General features: G+C 72.5%; 20 protein-coding genes, 1 pseudogene and 3 riboswitches. Of the genes and pseudogenes, 19 read left to right on the forward strand and 2 right to left on the reverse strand.

What is annotated here, in order from left to right; all coding sequences use genetic code 11:
* Nucleotides 1-198 precede the first annotated feature (198 nt).
* Nucleotides 199-1,563, forward strand: coding sequence for a polysaccharide deacetylase family protein (locus tag MM438_RS14230; RefSeq protein WP_241453809.1), 1,365 nt, complete (start codon nucleotides 199-201; stop codon nucleotides 1,561-1,563).
* A 7-nt stretch (nucleotides 1,564-1,570) separates the two neighbouring features.
* Here MM438_RS14230 and MM438_RS14235 read toward each other — a convergent pair whose 3' ends face one another.
* Entirely contained in the window at nucleotides 1,571-1,909 is a 339-nt protein-coding gene (locus MM438_RS14235; RefSeq protein WP_241453815.1) for a DUF2218 domain-containing protein, read from the reverse strand.
* A 97-nt stretch (nucleotides 1,910-2,006) separates the two neighbouring features.
* On the opposite strand from MM438_RS14235, the gene MM438_RS14240 reads away from it, so the two are divergent.
* The 12 genes from MM438_RS14240 (at nucleotide 2,007) to MM438_RS14295 (ending at nucleotide 14,472) form a co-directional block, all read left to right on the forward strand.
* The gene (locus tag MM438_RS14240) at nucleotides 2,007-2,936 is read left to right on the forward strand and encodes an exodeoxyribonuclease III (RefSeq protein ID WP_241453818.1); all 930 of its coding nucleotides are present in this window, start codon (nucleotides 2,007-2,009) and stop codon (nucleotides 2,934-2,936) included.
* Nucleotides 2,937-3,102: 166 nt separating this feature from the next.
* On the forward strand, nucleotides 3,103-4,755 hold the full coding sequence (locus MM438_RS14245) for a metallophosphoesterase family protein (protein WP_241453819.1): 1,653 nt from the start codon (nucleotides 3,103-3,105) through the stop codon (nucleotides 4,753-4,755).
* A 73-nt stretch (nucleotides 4,756-4,828) separates the two neighbouring features.
* The gene (ligD, locus tag MM438_RS14250; protein ID WP_241453821.1) at nucleotides 4,829-5,194 is read left to right on the forward strand and encodes a non-homologous end-joining DNA ligase LigD; all 366 of its coding nucleotides are present in this window, start codon (nucleotides 4,829-4,831) and stop codon (nucleotides 5,192-5,194) included.
* Between the two features lie 216 nt (nucleotides 5,195-5,410).
* Nucleotides 5,411-6,346, forward strand: coding sequence for a sensor histidine kinase (locus MM438_RS14255; protein ID WP_241453822.1), 936 nt, complete (start codon nucleotides 5,411-5,413; stop codon nucleotides 6,344-6,346).
* Nucleotides 6,343-7,041 carry a response regulator gene (locus tag MM438_RS14260; protein WP_241453830.1) on the forward strand — a complete coding sequence of 233 codons (699 nt, stop codon included), beginning with the start codon at nucleotides 6,343-6,345 and terminating at the stop codon, nucleotides 7,039-7,041. Before MM438_RS14255 ends, MM438_RS14260 begins: the two co-directional genes overlap by 4 nt.
* A 149-nt stretch (nucleotides 7,042-7,190) precedes the next feature.
* Nucleotides 7,191-7,688 carry a cytochrome c nitrite reductase small subunit gene (gene nrfH, locus MM438_RS14265; RefSeq protein ID WP_241453835.1) on the forward strand — a complete coding sequence of 166 codons (498 nt, stop codon included), beginning with the start codon at nucleotides 7,191-7,193 and terminating at the stop codon, nucleotides 7,686-7,688.
* Nucleotides 7,689-7,691: 3 nt separating this feature from the next.
* Nucleotides 7,692-9,254, forward strand: coding sequence for an ammonia-forming cytochrome c nitrite reductase subunit c552 (locus MM438_RS14270; protein ID WP_241453837.1), 1,563 nt, complete (start codon nucleotides 7,692-7,694; stop codon nucleotides 9,252-9,254).
* A gap of 406 nt (nucleotides 9,255-9,660) precedes the next feature.
* The gene (locus tag MM438_RS14275) at nucleotides 9,661-10,656 is read left to right on the forward strand and encodes a tetratricopeptide repeat protein (RefSeq protein ID WP_241453838.1); all 996 of its coding nucleotides are present in this window, start codon (nucleotides 9,661-9,663) and stop codon (nucleotides 10,654-10,656) included.
* Between the two features lies 1 nt (nucleotide 10,657).
* Nucleotides 10,658-11,377, forward strand: a complete 720-nt coding sequence (locus MM438_RS14280) for a cytochrome c biogenesis CcdA family protein (protein WP_241453839.1) — start codon at nucleotides 10,658-10,660, stop codon at nucleotides 11,375-11,377.
* Between the two features lie 10 nt (nucleotides 11,378-11,387).
* On the forward strand, nucleotides 11,388-12,917 hold the full coding sequence (locus MM438_RS14285; protein WP_241453841.1) for a cytochrome c biogenesis ResB family protein: 1,530 nt from the start codon (nucleotides 11,388-11,390) through the stop codon (nucleotides 12,915-12,917).
* Nucleotides 12,918-12,919: 2 nt separating this feature from the next.
* Complete coding sequence (gene ccsA / locus MM438_RS14290; RefSeq protein WP_241453843.1) at nucleotides 12,920-13,846, forward strand: cytochrome c biogenesis protein CcsA; 927 nt, start codon at nucleotides 12,920-12,922, stop codon at nucleotides 13,844-13,846.
* Nucleotides 13,846-14,472, forward strand: coding sequence for a TlpA family protein disulfide reductase (locus tag MM438_RS14295; RefSeq protein ID WP_241453845.1), 627 nt, complete (start codon nucleotides 13,846-13,848; stop codon nucleotides 14,470-14,472). Before ccsA ends, MM438_RS14295 begins: the two co-directional genes overlap by 1 nt.
* Nucleotides 14,473-14,512: 40 nt before the next feature.
* Here the strand turns inward: MM438_RS14295 and MM438_RS14300 are convergent, their stop codons facing one another.
* Nucleotides 14,513-14,851: a DUF4288 domain-containing protein gene (locus tag MM438_RS14300; protein ID WP_241453847.1), complete on the reverse strand. Its 339-nt coding sequence runs from the start codon at nucleotides 14,849-14,851 to the stop codon at nucleotides 14,513-14,515.
* Nucleotides 14,852-15,058: 207 nt separating this feature from the next.
* On the opposite strand from MM438_RS14300, the gene MM438_RS14305 reads away from it, so the two are divergent.
* From MM438_RS14305 to MM438_RS14325, 6 genes and pseudogenes are all read left to right on the forward strand, one after another.
* On the forward strand, nucleotides 15,059-16,105 hold the full coding sequence (locus MM438_RS14305) for a hypothetical protein (protein WP_241453849.1): 1,047 nt from the start codon (nucleotides 15,059-15,061) through the stop codon (nucleotides 16,103-16,105).
* 56 nt (nucleotides 16,106-16,161) lie between these two features.
* Nucleotides 16,162-16,376, forward strand: a riboswitch (cobalamin riboswitch).
* Nucleotides 16,377-16,516: 140 nt separating this feature from the next.
* A pseudogene (locus tag MM438_RS17015) lies at nucleotides 16,517-17,506 on the forward strand (EamA family transporter); the annotation flags it as partial.
* A 65-nt stretch (nucleotides 17,507-17,571) separates the two neighbouring features.
* Nucleotides 17,572-17,747, forward strand: a riboswitch (cobalamin riboswitch).
* 37 nt (nucleotides 17,748-17,784) lie between these two features.
* A complete protein-coding gene (locus tag MM438_RS16845; RefSeq protein ID WP_241453851.1) occupies nucleotides 17,785-18,498 on the forward strand; it encodes a (2Fe-2S)-binding protein in 714 nt (237 codons plus the stop codon).
* A complete protein-coding gene (locus tag MM438_RS14315; protein WP_241453852.1) occupies nucleotides 18,468-19,505 on the forward strand; it encodes a FecCD family ABC transporter permease in 1,038 nt (345 codons plus the stop codon). The genes MM438_RS16845 and MM438_RS14315 overlap by 31 nt, the downstream gene beginning before the upstream one ends.
* A gap of 7 nt (nucleotides 19,506-19,512) precedes the next feature.
* A complete protein-coding gene (locus MM438_RS14320; protein WP_241453854.1) occupies nucleotides 19,513-20,310 on the forward strand; it encodes an ABC transporter ATP-binding protein in 798 nt (265 codons plus the stop codon).
* A gap of 1 nt (nucleotide 20,311) precedes the next feature.
* Nucleotides 20,312-21,364: an ABC transporter substrate-binding protein gene (locus MM438_RS14325; protein ID WP_241453856.1), complete on the forward strand. Its 1,053-nt coding sequence runs from the start codon at nucleotides 20,312-20,314 to the stop codon at nucleotides 21,362-21,364.
* Nucleotides 21,365-21,418: 54 nt separating this feature from the next.
* Nucleotides 21,419-21,642: riboswitch (cobalamin riboswitch) on the forward strand.
* Nucleotides 21,643-21,674 lie beyond the last annotated feature (32 nt).

The raw sequence follows: 21,674 nt of genomic DNA on the forward strand, positions 1-21,674 counted from the left end.
CGATCACGCAGGGTGTCGGTCGTGACTGGGTAGCCGTCGACAACCACGGTGGCGGGGCAGGGTGCGGGCCCCGTGATCCCGCTCGCGCACCTGCTCACAGCCGCCTGGAGGACTTCTCTCCGCGGGGCTGGCCTGCTGTCTCACCTCGCACTACTATCACTCTCAGTAATCGCTGTAGTCCGGGGGAACCCTATGTCGATGCCAGCAGCCGGCCCGGCCCACCGACGTGTCGCGGGTCGTGTCGCGGCCCTGCTCGGGGCCCTCGTGGCCATCACCTCGGCCGGGTGCTCGGTCGAGCCACGGGGCGCCACCACGACGACCGGTGCCGGGTCCGGGCGCGCCGCCACGAACACCCCGAGCCCCACGAGCACCCCGAGCCCCACGCCCACCGTCGACGTGGTCGCCCAGGCGCGCACCCAGGCCGCGCAGCACGACTACGACGCCGCCATACGCACCCTCGCCGCAGCCACGACCCCGCAGGCCAGGGCCGAGCTCGCCCGGGTGCAGGCGCTCAAGGCCAAGGCCGTCCGCTGGCCCGACAACACCACCATCCCGCACCTGTTCTACCACTCGGCCGCGGTCGACCCGCGGCGCGCCTTCGCGGCGCCGGGCAGCGAGGCGGTCGGGTTCAGCCAGTACATGACCTCCGTCGGCGAGCTGCGCAAGCAGCTGGAGCAGATGCACGCCCGCGGCTGGGTCCTCGTCCACCCCCAGCGGATCGCCGCCCGGGGTGCCGACGGGATCATGCGGCCGCAGCCGATCCTGCTCCCGCCGGGCAAGAAGCCCGTCGTCCTGTCCCTGGACGACCTGTCGTACTACGAGTACATGGTCGGCAAGGGCTTCGCGAACGTCCTGGTGGCCAAGCCGGACGGCCGGGTCGTCAACACCTACACCGACGTCGCGGGCAGGACCGTCGAGGGGTCCTTCGACTGCCCGCCGATCATCGACGACTTCGTGCGTGAGCACCCCGACTTCTCCTACCGCGGGGACAAGGGCTCGATCGCCATGACGGGCTACAACGGCGTCCTCGGCTATCGCACGAGCATCCGCACGTATGGCGACACGCCGGCGACCCGGGCCGCCCAGGCCGAGGCCACGGTCGTGGCCGCCGCCATGAAGCGCAACGGCTGGCAGTTCGCCTCGCACTCCTGGGGCCACATCAACATGACCCGCAGCGACCTTGGCCGGATCAAGGCCGACGCCGCCCGGTGGGACGCCGAGGTGCGCCCGATCCTCGGGGACACGCCCCTGATGATCTATCCCTTCGGTGCCGACATCGGCGACGCCAGCCCGTACTCGCCGGGCAACCCGAAGTTCGCGTTCCTCCACGGCACCGAGAAGTTCGACTACTTCTTCGGCGTGGACGGGACGACGCCGCACTGGGTGCAGCTGTCGGGGCAGGTCTTCCGCCAGTCGCGCGCCAACGTCGACGGCATCAGCCTGCAGCGAGCCCTGGACGGCAGGCGCACCGCGATCACGCAGTTCTTCGACGCACGGCCGACCATGGACCCGGCCCGCCCGCTCCCCGTCCCGTCGGTGGGTGGCCCCCGGGCCGGCGGCTGACCCGGGCTCAGCTGCGGCGCAGGCGATCGATCGCGCGACGGAGGCGCCCGGTCGGGGCCGAGCCCTCCGGGACCCCGGACAGGTCCGGGTCCCAGGTGACGTGCAGCTGCGCGCGCTGCCCGAAGCGCTCCAGGTGTGCGGCCACCACGCGCGCGAACCCCGGGTCCTCCAGCCGGATCTCGAGGGCGCCCGGCGTCGGGGTCAGGAGCACCACACCCCCGTCGGCCATCGTCAGCCGGGTCGACCCGTCCGGGTCCTGCGTCGCGGTGCAGCGGGTCGCCCAGTGGCCGGCGAGCTGGCGGGCGTAACGCTCGGCGCGGTCGGTCGGCATACGGCCGGTGATCATCTCGTCCCCTCGGTCCGGTCCACGCCAACCTATCCGTCCTGCTGCGGAGGAGCGGCTCGTCCGAGCCGCTCCTCCGCAGGGGCCTTAGGATCGGCCGGTGCTGCGCGTCGCGACCTTCAACGTGAACGGGATCCGGGCCACCCGGCGTCGTGGGTTCGACGACTGGCTGGCCCGCCGCGAGTGCGACGTCGTCGCCCTGCAGGAGGTCCGCTGCCCGGTGCCGCTGCTGCCGGACGGCGTCTTCCACGACTACCACCTGACGTATGACGCCGGCCGGCTGGCCGGGCGAAACGGCGTCGCCGTGCTCACCCGCGAGGCGCCCGCCGCGGTCCGCTCGTGGGGCGCCGGCGCGCTCGTCCGCGCTCCCGGCGACGCCCACGTCGAGCTTCGCGAGGAGGCCGAGCGGGGCCCGCTGGCCCGCGAGCTCAAGGCCTTCGCCCACGAGGGCCGTTATCTGGAGGTCGATCTCGCGGACCAGCCGCTCACCGTGGCCTCGCTCTACCTGCCCAAGGGCGGGCTGCCCGCCCACCTGCAGGTGCCCGGCAAGATGCGCGAGGAGCCCGACGGCGGCGCGAAGTACGAACGGAAGATGCGGTTCCTCAAGGGATTCGGTCGTCACCTGACCGCCGCGCGGCGGGCGGCCAAGGCGCAGGGCCGCGAGTTCCTCGTCATGGGCGACTTCAACATCGCCCACACCGAGCGGGACCTGAAGAACTGGCGCACCTCCAGGAGGTCCGAGGGCTTCCTGCCCGAGGAGCGGGAGTGGTTCGGGTCGATCCTGTCGCCGCGCTCGCTGGTCGACGTGGTGCGGCGGCTGCACCCGGACGAGCAGGGGCCCTACTCCTGGTGGAGCTGGATGGGCGGCGCCTTCGACCGGGACACCGGCTGGCGCATCGACTACCACCTGGCCTCGCCGGGTCTGGCGCGGACCGCGGTCGCCGGGGGCACCGACCGGGAGCCCTCGGCCGAGGAGCGGCTCAGCGACCACGCGCCCGTCGTCGTGGACTACGACCTGACGACGCTCTGAGCACGCGGCCCCACCCCGCCGCGGTCTCACCGCGCCTCCCCGTCACGAGCGCCGCGGAGCGGACTGCCACGACCTGGTGGTGACGCGTTCAGACCGGTGACACCGGAGCGTCACGCGGCAGGAGCATGGTCGAGCCCGATCCCGACCCGCGCCCCGAGGAGCCCCCGTGAAGTCCGCCCTGTCCCTCGTCACCGCCGTCGGTGCGGTGCTCGCCACCTCGCTGACCGCCACCTCCTCGGCGGCGACCGTGCAGCCCACGGACCGGCCGGCCCCGCAGGCGGCCCGGTCCGGCGCCTCGACCGTTGCCTCGACCGACGCCCCGTCCGGCGTGGCCCGCGGGCTCGCCCGACAGCCGATGAACGAGCAGGTCCTGTGGCGGGAGAGCTTCGACGGGCAGGCGAGCCCCACCGGCTTCACCCACCGCGCGCCGCGCGGCTGGACGATCGCGAGCAGCGGCTTCACCACCGGCGAGCAGCGCTGGGCCGGCTGGGCGTTCACGAACGTGCGCGACTGGACCTGGGCCGTGGGGACCGAGCGGCGGCACTGGTTCACCGGCGCCCACGACACCGTCGCCGTGGTGGAGAGCAAGCACCAGCGCCTCGCTGCGCGCGACCACCTGACCACCACCCTGACGTCCCCGCCCGTGCAGGTCGCCGGGCAGCGCGACCTTGCCCTGCGCTTCGACTCGCACTACGCGCAGGGCAAGGCTCCGCAGAGCGCCTACGTCACGGTGAGCTTCGACGGTGGTGCCCCCCAGCGCCTGCTCACCCTGGACGAGGACCGGCTCAGCGCCCACGAGGACCTGACCGTCACGGTGCCCCGCGGCGCCCGCACCGCCCGCTTCGGCTGGACCTACGACCAGGGCCGCAACGACCTGTGGTGGGCGGTCGACAATGTCGCGCTGGTGCAGGCACCCCAGCCGGTCCAGGGCGCGCCGATCGCGACCTTCGACGTGCTCAGCGACATCCACGCCCCCCGCGGGAACGCGAAGTACGCCAAGGCGATCCGGCTGCTCACCTCCCAGCCCGACAAGGCCGGCGCCCTGCTGCTCGACGGCGACGTGGTCGAGCTGGGCAAGGCCGAGGACTACGCCTCCGCCACCCAGATGCTCACGGCCACGCCGCACCCCTCCGGCAGGGTCCTCATGGGCTCCGGCAACCACGAGTTCCTCGGCAAGGAGGGCTTCGCGGCCTACCAGAAGCGCTTCCTGGCCCTGGCCGGTCGCTCCGTGCCGTGGGGCGAGGTCACCGTCAACGGCGTTCCGGCGCTGTCCTTCTCGACGGAGTACTACAGCGACGTCGACCGGGAGGGCAAGGAGCCCTACGTCACCCTCGGCCGGCAGCAGCTCGCCTGGCTGGAGTCCCGCCTCGCGACATACGCCCGGCGCGGCACCCCCGTCGTCCTGATGAACCACCACCCGCTGCCGCAGTCGGTGTCCTTCACCCACTCCGCCTGGTACGGCAACGACTTCGCCGACCTGGAGGCGGTCGACGCCGTCATCGCGAAGTACCCGAACGTGATCTACCTGTCCGGGCACACCCACGCCTGGCTGGGGCTGAACGACTGGTGGGGTCGCTACCGCGTCGACGGGTCCGGCAACCCGGACGGCTTCCCCGCGGTCAACACCGGCGCGGTCCTCAACGCGGGCGTCCCGGACGACGACCACGACGAAGCCACCCTGCCCGGCGAGCACACGACGGGTCTGCGGCTCAAGGTCTTCCGCGACCGGGTGCGGGTCGAGGCCTGGGACGTGGAGGCCGGGACCGTGATGAAGCACCAGGACTTCCCCGTGACGCGGGCCTTCGCGCAGGGCCGCTGAGTCCCCGGACCCGCACCACCGGCCTGGGGTATGCCGACCGGGCCCGACGCGCCTTCCCGGCATACCCCTGCTCGTGGCCCCGACCTGCTGGACCGGACCGCATGACCCCGAGGCATCGCCCGCCGTCGAGATCGAGGTCGGCGGCCGCAGCGTCCGCGTCAGCGACCCCGACCGCGTCTGCTTCCCCGAGATCGGCGCCACCAGGCGCGATCTCGTGGACTGCTACCCCGCCGTGGGGGACGGGATCGTGCGCGCGCGGCGGGACCGGCCGGGCATGGTGCACCGCTATCCCGACGGTCTGGCGGGGGAGAAGGTTCACCAGAAGGCCCTCCCGGAGGGGGCACCGGACCGGGTCGAGACGGTGCCGGTCTGGTTCCCGCGGTTCCGGCGGACGGTGCGCGAGCTGCTCGACGAGCTGTCGATCACGGGTCGTCCCTAGACCTCCGGCGGCAGCGGGCTGCACGTCTACGTCCGGGTGCGGCCCGCCCACGAGCACGCCGACATCGGTGCGTGACCATGTGCCTACCCACCGATCGGTGCATACCGTGGGTGCAGGGGTGGGAACCATCCGTCAGATGATCTAGATTTAATCCTGTTAATTCTGTGCCCATACCGCCCGGCTGGACCGGACGGCCCGGAGGAGGTGCTGTCCTCGGTGGACTCCCCGTCGCCCCGGGAGGACCTCGCCTCCCCGGCGTCCCACCCTGATCCCCGGCGCGAGCGAGACCTGTGGTGGCGCCAGCTGCGCCTCGTCGGCGTGGGACTGCCGGCGCTGTTCATCGTGGTGCTGCAGGCCGCCCGCCCGCTGGTCTTCGACCGGCTGTGGCCCGTGCGCTCCGACCAGATCGTCAGCGGCCTGACCGCGGTCGCGGCGATCGCCTTCGGGCTGATGATGTTCACGCTCATCGACCAGCTGGTGGAGGACGACCGCTACCGCTCCACCGTCGCCGAGCGCGACCGCATCGCCCGCGAGCTGCACGACTCGCTCGCCCAGGTGCTCGGCGCCACCAACCTGCGCCTGCAGGCGCTCGCCTACCAGCCGGCCGTCCACTCCGACCAGGGTCTCCAGGAGGAGCTGACCGACATCGCGAGCGGCTGCCAGGAGGCCTACCGCGACGTGCGCGAGGCGATCCTCGGGCTGCGGGAGGGCCCGCGCGGTCAGCACACCCTCCTCGAGGGCTTGCGGACGTATGCCGAGAAGTACAGCCGCCAGTCCGGGATCCAGACCGACGTGGTGGCCCGCCTCGACGGCGAGCCCGTCCTCACCCCGCACCGGGAGGTCCAGGTCATCCGGATCGTCCAGGAGGCGCTGACCAACGCCCGCAAGCACTCGGGCGCCCGCCACGCGCGGATCACGGTGAGCGAGGACGGCGACTGGACGCGCTTCCTCGTCGAGGACGACGGGCAGGGCTTCGTGCCCGAGTCGTCGCGTGGCGGCGAGGGGTTCGGGCTGCACTCGATGCGCGAGCGGGCCGAGCTCGTCGGGGGTCGCCTGGACGTCAGCTCCGGGCCCGGCCTGGGGACTCGTGTCGTCGTCGAGGTGCCGCGTGGCTCTCGGGGCCCCCGACTGCAGGCGATGATGTCCGGATGACGACCCCCGCGCCCGAGGCCGCCGCTCCCGTCCGGGTGCTGCTCGTCGACGACACCGCTCTGTTCCGCCGCGCCATCGCCGCCCTGGTCGACCAGCAGCCCGACCTCACCGTCGTCGGTCAGGCCGACGACGGGCTGCGCGGCGTGGAGCTCGCCCGCGAGCTGCTCCCCGACGTGGTCCTGATGGACATGGAGATGCCGGTCATGACGGGCCTGGAGGCCGCCGGCCTCATCCTCGACCAGCTCCCCACGGTCAAGGTGGTGATGCTGACCGTCTGCGACGACGACGAGCGGCTGCTCGGGGCGATCCGGATGGGCGTGCACGGCTACCTGCTCAAGGACCTCCACCCCGAGGACCTGTTCTCGATGCTGCGGGCCGCGGCGCGCGACGAGACCCCGGTGTCCCCGCAGCTGGTTGGTCGCCTGCTGGCCGAGCTGCGCGGTGGTTCCCGGCACACGACCGCATCTGCGTCCCGCCAGGAGGAGCAGCCGCACCTGTCCGCCCGGGAGATGGAGATCCTGCGGCACGTGGCGGCCGGCCTGTCCAACCGCGAGATCGCCCGCACGCTGGTCATCACCGAGGGCACGGTCAAGAACCACGTGCACAACGCCCTGCACAAGCTGGGGCTGGAGTCCCGGGTCCAGGCGGCGGCCTACATGGTCCGCTCGGGGTATGCCGCCCCCCGGCCCGACTGACGCCGGACCGGCGCGAGGGATACAGCGCCGACCGTGGGGGGTGTACCCCGGATCTACCCATCGACGGATGGTCCCGGTCGTGCTCCTGGGCGCAGCATGAGTGCGATGGATCAGTCGACTGGACCGGTCCGCGTGCCTGAAGGACGGTGATGAGCGTGGCCGGCACGGACGGCTCGCGCCTCGGGTGGCTCCGGTCGCCCTGGGGACTCTTCTCCGTCTTCCTCGCCCTGGGCATCGGCACGCTCTTCGGCGTCGTCCTGTTCACCTTCGGCTACGCCAACGGCGCGTCGTACTTCTCGTCGGACCCCAAGGCCTGCGTGAACTGCCACGTCATGAACACCGAGTACAACGCCTGGACCAAGTCGAGCCACGGCAAGGTGGCGACCTGCAACGACTGCCACACCCCGCACGACCTGGTCGGCAAGTACCTCACGAAGGCCGAGCACGGGTGGAACCACTCGCTCGCCTTCACCACCGGGGACTTCCCGCAGAACATCCAGATCAAGAGCCGCAGCCTGGCCACGGTCGAGGAGAACTGCCTGCGCTGCCACCAGCAGCTCGTGTCCGGGATCGAGCACACCAAGCCAGTCGGCCAAAGAATCTCCTGCGTGCAGTGTCACGCCGACGTCGGGCACCGAAGGGGCTGAACGATGAGCACTTCCACCACCAAGCAGGGCACCGGGTCCTCCGGGGCGCCATGGGGCGGCCGCAAGGGCCTGCTGCTCGGGGCCATCGTCCTCGCCACGGCCCTCGTGACCATCGGCGTGGTCGCCCTCCTGCTGAACATCTTCCAGCACAAGCAGGAGGCCAAGCAGACGAGCTTCGCGGTGACGCAGCTCGACGACACGGTGGTCGACCCTGCCGTGTGGGGCCGCAACTTCCCCCTGCAGTACGACATGTACCTCAAGACCTCGGACCAGAGCCGGACGAAGTTCGGCGGCTCCGAGGCGCTCCCGCAGACGCCCTCCCAGGCCGACCCGCGCTCCGTGGTCGCCGGCAGCAAGCTGGAGAAGGACCCCCGCCTGGTGCAGATGTGGGCCGGCTATGCCTTCAGCAAGGACTATCGCGAGAAGCGCGGCCACGCCTACATGCTCATCGACCAGCGCGACACCAAGCGGGTCCAGGACTTCAAGCAGCCCGGCACCTGCCTGAACTGCCACGCGTCGATGGTCAAGGTCTACAAGGACCTCGGCAACGGTGACATGAACGCCGGCTTCGACAAGATCAACCACATGACCTATGCCGAGGCGACCAAGCTGGTCGACCACCCGGTCGCCTGCATCGACTGCCACGACCCCAAGACCATGCAGCTGCGGATCTCGCGTCCGGCGTTCATGAACGGCATCAAGGCGCTCAAGGCCAGCCAGGGCATCCAGAACTACGACGTCAACAAGCAGGCCACCACGGCCGAGATGCGCACCTTCGTCTGCGCCCAGTGCCACGTCGAGTACTACTTCAAGGGCAAGGAGAAGACCCTCACCTTCCCCTGGGCCAAGGGCGTCAACCTCGACGACGAGTTCGCGTACTACCAGGAGCAGGGCTTCACCGACTGGGAGCACAAGATCACCGGGGCGCCCATGCTGAAGGCCCAGCACCCGGAGTTCGAGATGTGGAACCAGGGCGTGCACGCCAAGGCCGGTGTCTCCTGCGCCGACTGCCACATGCCCTACACCGCTGTCGGTGCGCAGAAGGTCTCCGACCATCAGGTCCGCAGCCCGATGCTCAACGTGAACCGCTCCTGCCAGGTGTGCCACCACGCCTCCGAGGACGAGATGAAGGCTCGCGTCGACACCATCCAGACCCGGGTGCAGAAGACGCGCGACTCGGCCTTCGACGCGCTGACCCAGCTCATCGCGGACATCGACGCGTCCAGGAAGGCCGGCGTGGCCCAGGACCGGATCGAGGCGGCCCAGAGCTGGCACCGCAAGGCGTCCTTCTACATCGACTACGTCGTGTCCGAGAACTCCACCGGCTTCCACGCACCCGAGGAGAGCATCCGCTACCTGCAGGAGGCGACGGACGCGGTCCGCAAGGGCCAGCTCGCCCTCGTCGGCAAGGAGAAGATCGACCCGACCGCGGTCAATGCCTTCCAGATGTGGAAGGCGAAGAAGGCCGCCGACGCCGCCGCGGCCGCGAACCCCGCGGCGACGGCCACCACCCCGACGCCGGTCGCGAACCTGACGGACGCGGCGACGCCCACCCCCTCGCACTGAGGGACCCCGGGGAGGCCGGCTCGGCCTCCCCGCCACCGGACCAGACCGCCTCGTGGGGACGAGGCGGTCTGCTCCGCGTCCGGGGACTCGGCGCGCCGATCCGAACCGGTGACGGGGCCACCGTCCCACGGGCCAGGCTGGCCCCTTGGCACGTTCGACGAGGGGGCAGAACGTGATCGGTGGGGCCAGCCTGGCCCCACCGATCAGGGACGTGGAGGAGCGTCGGCCCGTGGTGCTGACGCACCGTGCCCGAGTGTGCCTTCTCTGTACCCCTCTCTATCCTTCAAACCCCGACTCTCTATCTCGACCGTGACCCCTGAGGGATGGCCGCCCTGGCGCAGGCGGGGGACAGTGGTCTCATCGGACTCCCCGCGGCCCCTGGGCCGCCCGACGCACAGGACCTTCCATGACGCAGCCCACGACCGGGGCGACGACCCCGGGCGCACCACCCCCCTCCCCTCAGGCGCCGGTGGTGCCGCAGCACGAGGCGGGTGACCTGCGTCAGGCCCTGCTGACCTCGCTGGGGCTGCCCCGGGACGCCACTCCCGACGACGTGGACGTCGCCCACGACCGGGTCGCGGCCTACCTCGCCGCCGCGCCCGCCGAGCTGTCCGTCTGGGCGCACCAGCAGGCCGCTGCCGCGGACGCGGCGCACGCCGTCCTCACCGGCAAGGCGGGCGACGTCCTGGCCCGGCGCGTCGCGGCCACCTCCGCGAGTCGTCCGGGCGCCACCGCCGCCGCGCCCGCCCGCCGCACCCTGCCGACTCCGCTGCTGCTCCTCGCCGGGCTGGCTCTGATCACCGGGATCGTGCTGGGCGTCTACAAGTTCGGGCCCGGAGCGCAGACCACGGCGACCAAGCCTCCGGTCACCATGGGCGACCAGGGCAGCGGGCAGGACGCGACGCCTCAGGGCATGCCCACCCAGGCCAAGCCCACCCCCGCGGACCCCGCCAAGATCAAGGCCCTGCAGGACAAGGTCGCCAAGAACCCGCAGGACGTCTCCTCGATGGCCCAGCTCGGCGACCTCTACTTCGGCGCCGACGACTTCACGAACGCCGCCCTGTGGCGGGACAAGCTCGTCGCGCAGCGCCCGACGGACACCGACATGCTGCTGGCCGCCGGCGTCGCCCACCTCAACGCCGGTGACCGCGCCCAGGCCAAGGCCCAGTGGGAGCGGGCGATCGCGCTCGAGCCCAAGAAGGCCGAGGCGTACTACGACCTGGGCTTCCTCTACCTCACCCAGACGCCCCCGGACTCCGCCCGCGCCAAGCAGATGTGGGACAAGGTCGTCGAGCTCGACGGCAACGGCCCGCTCTCGCAGAAGGTCCAGAACCACATGGGCGCGCTCATGACCCCCGCCCCCGGCGGCGCGAGCACCCCCGCTCCGACGACCAGCAAGTGACATGGACGGGGTCTCCCTCCCGCTGGCGCTGCTCGCGGGGATCGTGGCCTTCGCGTCACCGTGCTTCCTGCCGGTGGTGCCGGTGTTCGTGAGCTGTGTCGCGGGCACCACCCCCGCCGGCGGCCACCGGGCCCGGCGGGCCGCGGCCACCCAGGCGCTCGCCTTCGTGCTGGGCTTCTCGATCGTCTTCACCCTGATCTGGGTGTCCATGGGGCTGATCGGCGTGGTCGCCGGTGGTCACCGCGACCTGCTGCGGATCGCCGGCGGCATCCTCCTCGTGGTCATGGGGCTGCACGTGGCCGGGCTGATCGAGATCTCGGCGCTCTACCGCGAGGTGCACGCCCCGGTGCGGGGCACGACGGGCCGACCCGGCGAGCAGCCTCCGTCATACACGAGGTCGCTGCTGATGGGCCTCGCCTTCGGGGCCGGGTGGACCCCCTGCATCGGCCCGGTCCTCGGCGGCGTCCTCGGCCTGGCCACCGCGTCGGAGTCCGTCGGCCGTGGCGCGCTGCTGCTCGTCGCCTTCTCCCTGGGTCTCGGGATCCCCTTCGTGCTCGTCGCGATGGGCGCCTCCGAGATCACCGTCCGTCTGCGCTGGCTGCACCGTCACGAGATGGCCCTGTCCTTGGTCTCCGGAGCCATGCTGATCGGCATCGGCTTCGCCATGATCACCAACCTCCTCGGCAGGCTCTCGGGCCTGGTCCCGGCCTTCGGCTTCTGAGAGGCCCATCATGAAGCTCCGTCCCACCAGCTCCGCACCGCCCGCCCCCGACGAGCCCACCGAGGGCTCCCTCGCGGGCGACACCATCGAGGCCGCCGACACCATCCGGATGCCCGGGCCCCTGCACCGGGTCTACCGCTTCTTCATCTCCAAGCGCACCGGCATCGGCCTGATCCTGTCCATGGCCGTGCTCACCCTGCTCGGCACCATGCTCGTCCAGTCCACCGCCGACCAGCGCGAGGACCCGCAGCTCTACGCCGAGTGGCTCGACACCGTGCGCCCCAAGTACCAGGGCTGGACCGACATCCTGGACTGGCTCGGCCTGTTCGACGTCTTCGGGTCGTGGTACTTCAAGGCCGTCAACATCCTGCTGTGCATCTCGATCCTGTGCTGCGTCGTGCACCGCGTCCCGCTGCTGCGCAAGCGCGCGACCCGGCCCCAGCTGCACGTCACCGAGCCGTTCTTCGCCCACGCCGGGATCCACCACGACCTGACCGTGCCGGTCCCGCCCGAGCAGGCCGAGACCCGGGTCCGGGCCGCCCTGTCCGCCGCGCGCTACCGGATCCTCGAGGACCCCAAGGGCCCCGGCCGCAACACCTACGCCGACAGGTTCCGGTGGATGCCCTTCGGCACGATCATGGCCCACGTCGCCTTCGTGATCATCCTGCTCGGCTGCCTGATCACCGCCAACACCGGCTTCAGCGTCGCCAGCCTGCCGATCACCGTCGGCACCCGCACCGACGTGGGCCACGGCACCGGGCTCAGCATCGAGGCGACGAGCTTCGAGGACGCCTACTACGACGACGGCCGCCCCAAGGACTACGTCAGCCACCTCGTGCTCTACAAGGACGGGGTCAAGGTCAAGGAGCAGGACACCCGCGTCAACGAGCCGTTGCGGTACGACGGGGTGAAGTTCTTCCAGGCGGCCTTCGGCTTCGCGGCCAAGGTCTCGGTCAAGGACCGGACCGGCACCGTGATCTACCAGGGCGGCGTCCCGCTCAAGGTCAGCACCCCCGACGGCGAGCACGTCTACGGCAAGGTCGCCGTGCCCGGGCGCGACGTCGACCTCTTCGTCGTCACCTCCGCGTCCGGCAAGGTCGACCCCGAGCTCGGACCCGGCGCCGCCGTCATCCGGATCATGCCCACCGACAAGGACGAGAACCTCGGCGAGCAGGTCGTCACCCAGGGCCAGTCCGCGACGATCCGCGGCCTGACCTACACCTTCGAGCGCGAGGCGCAGTACACCGACCTGATGGTCTCCGACGACCCCGGCGCGCTGTGGGTGTGGATCGGCTCCGGCATGATCCTGGTCGGTATGACGGTCACGATGTTCCTGCGGCACCGTCGCCTGTGGGTGCGCGTCGTCCCCGCCGAGGGCGGCTCCCGCATCCGCATCGCCTCCTCCGAGCGGCACGACACGGCCTACGAGGGCTGGGCCGCCCGACTCGTCGAGGGCATCGCCGCCGACCTCGGCGCCACCCCTACCTCCGCCGCGTCCGGGTCCGACCGGGCCGCCCGTCACAGCACTGTAGGAGCCTGACGATGTTCCAGCTCTCCCAGTACGCCCTCGTGGCGGCGACCATTCTGGTCGCCCTCGGCGTGGCCGCCACCATCGCCAACCTCACCCGCCACCCCTCGCGGCGGGATGCGCTCGCACCGGCGCCCGCCACCGTCGGCGGCGGGGGTGGGGTGGCCCTGCACCCCGGCCCGGGCGCCGGCGGGCCTGGCGGGGCCGTCCTCCCGCCCGACGGCGGGGTGCGGCTCGCGGGCTACGCCTCGCTCGTGACCGGCCTCGCGCTCCTCGCCCTGACCCTCGGCCTGATCTTCAGCGCCCTCGCCACCGGCCACGGCCCCTTCTCGAACCAGCACGAGTTCGCCGTGGCCTTCGCCTGGGGCATCCTCGCCGCCAACCTCTTCTTCGAGTGGCGCTACCACGCGCGGGCACTCGCGATCTTCGTGCTCCCCTTCGCGCTGGCGATGCTGGTGTATGCCGTGACCATCGACGCCAAGCCCGGCCCGTTGGTCCCCGCCCTGCAGAACTCCCTGCTGCTCACCGCGCACGTGTTCACCGCCGTCCTCGCCTACGGCGCCGCCGCGGTCGCCTGCGCCGCCGGCACGCTGTACCTCCTCGCGCCGCACATCCGCTGGCACGGCATGCCCAAGCAGTCCTTCCTCGACGAGCTGGGCTACCGCGCGGTGATGATCGCCTTCCCGCTGATGACCGTGATGATCATCCTGGGCGCCATCTGGGCCGACGTCGCCTGGGGCCACTACTGGAGCTGGGACCCCAAGGAGACCGCGGCTCTCGTGACCTGGCTGATCTACGGCGCCTACCTGCACGCCCGCGTCTCCCGCGGGTGGCGCGGCGACCGGTCGGCCTTCCTGCTGATCCTCGGGTTCGCCGCCGTCATCTTCACCTTCATGGGCAACTACTTCTTCACCGGCATGCACTCCTACGGGGGCAAGTGATGGCGACGGCCGCACCCGAGCCGACCCAGGAGGACTGGCGCAGCGGCATACGGGGCAGTCGTCGCAACCAGCTCCTCGTGCTGCTGGTCACCGCGCTGCTCGTCGCCGGGGGAGCCTGGCTGCTCGGCGGCCGCACCGGCAGCGGCAGGAGCGCCACGGCGGGCGGGCAGTCGGTCACCGTGACCGGCGACCGCTCCGGTCCCGCTCCCGAGGTCGGGAAGGCCCCGCAGGACTTCACCGCCACGACCGTCACCGGCGAGCGGGTGAGCCTGGCGTCCCTCAAGGGCAAGCCGGTCTGGCTGACCTTCGGGGCGTCCTGGTGCACCGCCTGCCGCGCCGAGGCGCCGGACCTCGAGGCGGCCTACCAGGCGGCCAAGGGGCAGGGGCTGCAGGTCGTCGCCGTCAACCTGCAGGAGAAGCCCGCCGACGTCCTGGCGTATGCCGGGCGGGTGGGGCTGACCTATCCGCAGGTCGCGGACCCGGAGACGGCGCTGGCGTCGCGCTTCCGGATCGCGGGGCTGCCGACGCACTTCTTCGTCGACAAGGACGGGGTGCTCCGCAAGATCCACGTCGGCGGGCTCACCCGTGCCGGGATGGGCGAGCAGATCGCTGCGATCACCCGCTGAGCACCTGGGGCCGAGCCGTGCGGTCACCCGGCCGCCGGTCTCAGGGCTCGTCGGTCAACGACCGGTCGAACCGGACGTAGGCGTCGTGGTCCCGGAAGTGCCGGGTGTAGAGGTCGGCGTCCTGCGCCAGGTCCTCGTCGAGCAGCGGCGCCACGTCGACCACCCGGTCGAAGGTCCACACGATGCTCTCGCCACGATCGTTGCGGTAGCTCGTGGCCGCGGCCCGGCCGCGCTCGGCGGCTCGTGTCCGCGCCTCCTCCGGCGAGTCGGCGTGGATCAGCACGAGGTCCTCCGACCACAGGGGCACGTAGCCCTGGGCCTGCGAGGACGAGTGGCTGAGCAGCACGGCGACGAACCGGGTGGTCGTGGGCTCGTCCATGGCGAATCTCCTTGGCCTGCTGGGCAGTCGGCAGTCACGAGGGTATGCCGGGGGCGGGCCGGGTGGCGACTGCTCTCGTGTCGCGGGCGGAGCAGGGGCGGCGCATCGCGGCAGCGGCGGGGGAGGGCGAGAGGGAGCCGCGGCCGGGGAAGGCGCGTCCCACTCGCAGCGTTGTCATCCGAGACGACCTGCTGGAGGAGAGACGCCGTGATCGTGACCGCCATGCTCGTGGGCACCGGTGCCGTGGCCGTGACGGCGGGGGTGGGCCGCTACGCGCGGGAGCGCTGGCGCACCCGCCACCAGCCGACCGAGGGGCGCCTGGCACCCGGGGTCGCGCTCACCGCCGCCGGCGGCGCCCTGGTGATGTCGCCCGACGTCCTGGCTGCGGTCGGCCAGCTTCCCGTCGACGACCCGGCGTCCGCCGTCGTCCTCGCGCTCTACAACGTCCTCGCCCTCGGTGGCCTCGGCACCGTCGGCGCCGGGATGTGGCTGTCGAGCCGCCGGGTCACCCGGGCGGTGCGTGGCGGGGTCGAGTCCGTCGTGGACGGCATACCGCTCGTGGCGCGGCGCCGGGCCCTGCGCCGCGGCACCCCCGCCGACTTCCCGCGCGAGTGGGCCGGTCTCGTGGCGCTGGACACGGAGCTGACACATCGCTTCCTGCGCTACGAGCGCGACCTGGAGGCGGCCGTGAACTTCCCGGTGATGACCGACTACACCGACCCGCTCACCCGCGGCGCCCTCGACGCCATGCTGCGGTGCCGCGAGCTGCGGTCCCCGGTGCCGCCGGCCGGGACGCGCGACGTCCGCGACACCGACTACGCCCGGGCCGTCGCGGACTTCGCGACCGCGCTGGAGGCGGCCGAGGCCAACGCCGAGCGACTCGTGGCCAGCACCTTCAGCGAGGACGAGCGTCGGGTGCTCGACGAGGCCGCGGCGACGCTGGAGTTCATGCGGGCGGCCACGACGACGCCGGCGGAGCGGCAGGCGGCGTACGAGCGGGTGGCGGCCCAGCTCGCGGACTTCCCGCGCCGAGCAGCCGGAACGACCGCCACCGGGACGGCTGCCGCCGACCCCACGCCGACCGCGGCCACCACCTCCAGGGCCTCCGCCACCGAGGCCGGCACTCCGGGCGTGCGCGGCGAGCAGCTCGCCGTCGCGCCGGACGGATCGGTGCACGTCGTGGGCGAGTCCGGGGCCACCCGGGTCGCGCGGCCCCATCCCTTCCTGGACGTCGAGGACCGAGCCCGGCGCTGACCAGCCGCCTCGTGAACCGCTGCGGGGAACCCGGCGGCCCGCAGCGGTCGGGCGCCTCCTAGGCTGCAGGGGCTGGTCCGGCCGCTCCGACCCGGGGTGGCCGGGGCAAGAGGGAACCCGGTGCGAGTCCGGGACTGCCCCGCAGCGGTGAGTGGAAACGAGAGCCGTCATGAGCACTGGGTCCTGACCCGGGAAGCGACGGCCGGTAGGCCAGCGTCGAGCGCGACGTCCGTCCACGAGTCCGAAGACCTGCCAGCAGCCGTGCACGCCGTGCACGGTGTGGTCGTGGCCTCGAGGGTGGGCTGCTCGACCGGGCGTCCCGCAGGTGTGCTCGGAGCCGTGCTCGCGGGGGTGTCCGACCGAGCGCGCTCCTCCTGGTCCGACCCCCGGACCGCTCGCGAGGAGAGAGCCATGGCCGCAAAAGCAGCTCCCCACCCCACCATCCCGTCACCGCCCTCCGAGGGCGGGCTCACCGAGGTGTCCGGCGCCGGCGGCAGTCCGCTGCCGCCGGCGCCGGAGCGCCCCGCACCGTCGTCGTCCGTGGCCGTCGGCGTCGTCCTGGCGATGGTGTCGGCGATCGCCTTCGGCACGAGCGGTCCCTTCGCGAAGGCGCTCCTGGAGAGCGGGTGGTCGCCGGCCGGTGCGGTGCTGGTCCGCCTGAGCGGCGGGGCCCTGGGGCTGGCGGTCCCGACCCTGATCCTGCTCCGGGGCGACCTGCGGCCCTTCGGCGCGAGCTGGAAGGTGGTGTGCGGCTACGGCGTGGTGGGGGTCGCCTGCAGCCAGCTCTCCTACTTCATGGCGGTCTCCCACCTGTCCGTCGGGACCGCGATGCTCCTGGAGTACTTCGCACCCGTCCTCGTCGTGGGATACCGATGGGCCCGGGACCGAGAGGTTCCGCGCCCGGGCGTGCTGCTGGGATCTGCCCTGTCGGTCTGCGGCCTGTGCCTGGTCGTCGACGTCGCGGGTGGCATCACCGTCGATCCTGCGGGTCTGTTCTGGGGGATGTGCGCGGCCTGCTGCAACGCGGCCTACTTCGTCCTCGGCGCCAGGCCCACCCGGGGCCTCCCGGCGGTGGGCTTCGCCGCCGGGGGCATGGCGGTGGGAGCGCTCGTCATCGGGGCCGCGGGCCTGCTCGGCATCGTCCCGGTCGCCGTGGCCACCGGGGAGGTGACGCTGGCGGGAGGCTCGCGGCCGTGGTGGCTGCCTGCTGCGGGCCTGGCCCTGGTGTCGGCAGCGGTGGCCTACGGCTTCGGCGTGGCGGGAAGCCGTCGGCTGGGATCCACGGTGGCGGCCTTCATCGGGCTCAACGAGGTGCTGGCCACGATCCTGCTCGCCTGGCTCCTCGTCGGTGAGGTGCCGGGTCGGATGCAGCTCGCCGGGGGCGCCACCATCCTCGTGGGCGTCCTTGCCGTCAAGCTCGGTGGCCTCCCCGGCCGGTCGGCGTGTTGCAGGCTCGACGAGGCCAGGGCTAGGGTCGGTGGGTCGGTCGCACCCGAGGGGTGCCAGGGAACCCGGTCGGAGTCCGGGACTGACGCGCAGCGGTAGGGGAGCTGCGCAGGGCACGATGCCACTGGCGAGAGCTGGGAAGGCGCTCTGCGTGAACGATCCCGAGTCCGAAGACCTGCCGACGTTCGACCCGATCGGGCCTCGCGCACGGGCCCTGGCGAGAGTTGGTTCTGGTGTCTGCCTCCGACCTGTCGGTCGGCGACGCGCTGGTGGCCGCGGGCTACCCGGTGATCGTCGACCCTGACGTGCACGAGCCCCGTGCCGGCCTGTGGCTGCCTCTGGCGGAGGTGCGACGGCCGGAGCGGGTCCTGGAGCTGGTGGAGCGATACACCGCGTGGCTCCGGGTCCCGCACCGAGCCGCCGGCGGGGCCTGCGCTGGCCAGCACTACGCCGGACGCGTCGCCGGCTATCTCGTCGGCACCTGGGCGCTGACCGGCGGGATCGCCTCGCTCGAGGACCCCCGGCTGCTGGCCGAGGTGGACCAGCACGGCCGGACCCTGCGGCTGATCGTCCCGCGGGACCCCCGGACCGCGCCGGGAGGGGCGCCGGAGCTGGTCCGCGGCCTGCAGAACCACCTCGCGCCCCTGCTCGACGTCGTGCGGGTGGCCGTCGGCGTCACCCCACGACTGGCGTGGGGCGGGGTCGCCACCTCGGTCGCGGGCGCCTTCGGCCGCGCCGTGCAGACCGTGCCGATGTCCCGCCGGGCCGAGGTGGTGAGCGGGGCGCACGCCGCGCTCGACCCCGCCCGGTGGCCCGGGGAGAGGCCACTCGTGACGCTGGCCGCCGACGCGACCAGCCACGGGCGGCACACCTGCTGCCTGATCTTCCTGTCCGCCGACCACGAGGAGTGCCGCACGTGTCCTCGCCGCGTCCGCCTGCAGCCCTGACCGTCGTCGTCCTCGCGGTCGCGCTGGCGGCCAGCTGTGTCGTCTCCCTCGCCTTCGGATCGGAGCCGTTGCCCCTGCCGGACGTATGGCGGGTCGTGGCCGCCCGGCTCACCGGGGGCACGACCGATCCCACCTACGACGCCATCGTCTGGGACCTGCGAGCCCCGCGCTCCCTGCTCGCCGCCGTGGCTGGCGCCGGTCTCGCGGTGGCCGGTGCCGGGATGCAGACGCTGGTGCGCAATCCCCTGGCCGATCCCTACCTGCTCGGGGTCTCGTCCGGAGCCTCGGTGGGGGCCACCGCGGTGATGACGACCGGCGTGCTGTCCGGGCTGGGGGTCTGGGCGCTGTCGGGCGGGGCGCTGCTGGGGGCGCTCGCCGCGTCGGCGCTGGTCTACGCCGTCGCCATGGCGCAGGGCGGGCTGACGCCGCTGCGCCTGGTGCTGACCGGGGTGGTCCTGTCGTCGGCCTTCAGCGCGATCGCCAGCTTCCTCGTCTTCCTGTCCAACGATCCCCGGGCCGCCCAGTCGGTGCTCTACTGGCTGCTCGGCAGCGTGGCCGCCGCCACCTGGGAGCTGCTGCCGCTCGCCACCGTCGTGACGCTGCTCGCGGTGCTCGCGATGGGCGCGGCATCCCGGTGGCTGGACGCCCTGGCTGCCGGCCCGGACCTCGCGGCCTCGCTCGGGGTGCCCGTGGGGGCCCTGCGGACGGGCCTCTTCGTGGGCCTCGCGGCTCTCGTCGGGGTCCTGGTCGCCGTGTCCGGCGGCATCGGCTTCGTGGGGCTCGTGGTGCCGCACCTGGCCCGCATGGTCGTGGGGGCTCGACACCGGGTGGTGGTCCCGGTCGCCGCCCTGGCCGGCGGGCTCTTCCTGGTCTGGGTCGACGTCCTCGCCCGCGTGTGCGTCCGGCCCCAGGAGATCCCGCTGGGGGTCGTCACCGGGCTGGTGGGGGCACCGGTCTTCCTCCTGCTGGTCGGGCGACGCCACTACCGCTACTCGGGGAGCCGCTGACGTGCGGATGCAGACCCACGACCTGACCGCCGCGGTGGACGGCCACGTCGTCCTGACCGGGGTGGACCTCGACCTGCCCTCCGGCGGCGTCACCGCGCTCGTGGGGGCCAACGGCTCGGGCAAGTCCACCCTCCTGCGCACCCTCGCCGGCATCGCGGCGGCTCCCCGAGGGCACGTCGTCGTCGGGGGCGACCGGGTCGACCGCCTCCGCCCCCGGGAGCGCGCCCTGCGGATCGCCCTGGTGGCCCAGGAGGACTCCCCGCCCGACGACCTGCTCGTCGGCGAGATGATCGCGCTCGGCCGCATCCCCCACGCCCGCCCCTGGAGCCTCGGTGGCGCCGAGGAGAGACAGGTCGTCCTGCACGCCCTGGCCCAGGTGGGGCTGCAGGACCTGGTGGACCGGCCGTGCCACGCCCTGTCCGGCGGGGAGCGTCGCCGAGCCCTCCTCGCCCGGGGACTCGCCCAGGACGCGCCGGTCCTGCTCCTCGACGAGCCCACCAACCACCTGGACGTCGCCCAGCAGCACCAGCTGCTGCGGCTGGCCAGAGCGGCCGGTCGGACCGTCGTGATGGCGATCCACGACCTCGACCTCGCCCACCGCTACGCCGACCACGTCGTCGTGGTGGGGGAGGGATCCGTCCTCGACCAGGGACCGCCCGCCACCACGTTGACCGGCCCTGCGGTCGCGCACGCCTTCGGCATACGCGCCTCCACCCTCGTGGATCCCGCGACCGGACGGACCCACCTGGTCTGCGACCCGCCCGATGAGGAACCCATCCCCACCAACCCTCCCGAGGAGAGCTGACATGAACCCACGCCCCGTCGTCCTTGCCGGCGCCCTCGCCCTCGCCCTCGTCTCCGGCGCCTGTGGCGCCCCCGCCCCGCGCGGTGGCGCCGGCGGTGCCACGGCCGGCGCCACCGTGGAGGTGACGAACTGTGGTGAGAGCGTGCGCTTCCCGACTCCCGCGAAGAGAGTCTTCGTCAACGACGGCAACATGATCGCGATGGCGCTCGCCGTGGGCGCGCAGGACCAGCTGGTGGCCGTGACCAGCCTCCAGAAGGACACCCCCGTCCTGGAGCAGGTCTACGGCGACGCCGCGCGGCACCTGCCCGACACCGGCGCGGACTACCCGACGCTGGAGGGGGTCCTCGCCAAGCGTCCGGACGTGATGGTCGCGGGGTTCAACTACGGCTACAGCGAGTCGCGCAACCTCATGCCGGACCTGCTGCGGAGCAAGGGAGTCGCGGCCTACGTGCTGTCGGAGAGCTGCCGGCAGAAGGCCGGGGAGAAGGCGCGCGGCACGATGGACCCCTGGTCCGCGCTGCGGGCCGACCTGACCAACCTGGGTGCCATCACCGGTCATCGGGACCAGGCTCGCCGGGTCACCGACGACCTCGACGCCCGGCTGGCCGCCCTGCGCGCGGCACCGCAGGCGACGCGGCGGCCCGTCGTGCTCCTCTTCGACAGCGCCAAGGGCGCGGTCTTCACCAGCGGACGGTATGGCGGCCCCCAGGGCATCATCGACGCGGCCGGCGCGGCGAACCTCGCCGCGGACGTGGCGGACACGTGGACCACCGTCTCGTGGGAGAAGGTGGCGACGGCTAAGCCCGACTTCATCGCCTTCGTGCACTACGGGCAGCAGACGATGGCGGACAAGATCGCCCAGCTGGAGGCCAACCCCGCCACCCGAGACCTGCCCGCCGTCCAGGAGAAGCGCTACCTGAACCTGCCCTACGCGGCGTGGACGAGCAGCCCGCTGAACGTCGACGCGGCCGAGAACCTCCGCAAGGCCCTGGAGGAGGCGTCCCTGCTGCCTGCCTCCCAGATCACGCCCCGGCACGACCTGCACACGGGCTGACCTGCGACGACGACCGCCCCGGTGGGGGGCCTGCAGCGGGCCGACGGAGATGCGATACGTTGGCGGTGCTGGTCCTCCCGTCCTCGGTCGGGAGGGGAAAGAGGGAACCCGGTGCGAGTCCGGGACTGCCCCGCAGCGGTGAGTGGGAACGACATCGTCATACGCACTGGGACGACCACCTGGGAAGCGACGGTGAAGGACTTCGCGACGTGAGTCGCGGTGAGCCGCAAGGCTCGACGCCCACGAGTCCGAAGACCTGCCAGTGTGCCGCGTCAGCGGTTCGCCCGTGTCCGCGCCTCGAGGGAAGGCC

The sequence above is a fragment of the Arsenicicoccus dermatophilus genome, from assembly GCF_022568795.1.
In the GTDB taxonomy this organism is placed as follows: domain Bacteria; phylum Actinomycetota; class Actinomycetes; order Actinomycetales; family Dermatophilaceae; genus Arsenicicoccus; species Arsenicicoccus dermatophilus.

Bases quoted from the DNA above. Each gene is read 5' to 3' on its own strand.
- MM438_RS14230 (WP_241453809.1), top strand. From the start codon at position 199: ATGCCAGCAGCCGGCCCGGCCCACCGACGTGTCGCGGGTCGTGTCGCG.
- MM438_RS14235 (WP_241453815.1), bottom strand. From the start codon at position 1,909: ATGATCACCGGCCGTATGCCGACCGACCGCGCCGAGCGTTACGCCCGC.
- MM438_RS14260 (WP_241453830.1), top strand. From the start codon at position 6,343: ATGACGACCCCCGCGCCCGAGGCCGCCGCTCCCGTCCGGGTGCTGCTC.
- nrfH (WP_241453835.1), top strand. From the start codon at position 7,191: ATGAGCGTGGCCGGCACGGACGGCTCGCGCCTCGGGTGGCTCCGGTCG.
- MM438_RS14270 (WP_241453837.1), top strand. From the start codon at position 7,692: ATGAGCACTTCCACCACCAAGCAGGGCACCGGGTCCTCCGGGGCGCCA.
- MM438_RS14275 (WP_241453838.1), top strand. From the start codon at position 9,661: ATGACGCAGCCCACGACCGGGGCGACGACCCCGGGCGCACCACCCCCC.
- MM438_RS14280 (WP_241453839.1), top strand. From the start codon at position 10,658: ATGGACGGGGTCTCCCTCCCGCTGGCGCTGCTCGCGGGGATCGTGGCC.
- MM438_RS14285 (WP_241453841.1), top strand. From the start codon at position 11,388: ATGAAGCTCCGTCCCACCAGCTCCGCACCGCCCGCCCCCGACGAGCCC.
- ccsA (WP_241453843.1), top strand. From the start codon at position 12,920: ATGTTCCAGCTCTCCCAGTACGCCCTCGTGGCGGCGACCATTCTGGTC.
- MM438_RS14295 (WP_241453845.1), top strand. From the start codon at position 13,846: ATGGCGACGGCCGCACCCGAGCCGACCCAGGAGGACTGGCGCAGCGGC.
- MM438_RS14300 (WP_241453847.1), bottom strand. From the start codon at position 14,851: ATGGACGAGCCCACGACCACCCGGTTCGTCGCCGTGCTGCTCAGCCAC.
- MM438_RS14320 (WP_241453854.1), top strand. From the start codon at position 19,513: ATGCAGACCCACGACCTGACCGCCGCGGTGGACGGCCACGTCGTCCTG.
- MM438_RS14325 (WP_241453856.1), top strand. From the start codon at position 20,312: ATGAACCCACGCCCCGTCGTCCTTGCCGGCGCCCTCGCCCTCGCCCTC.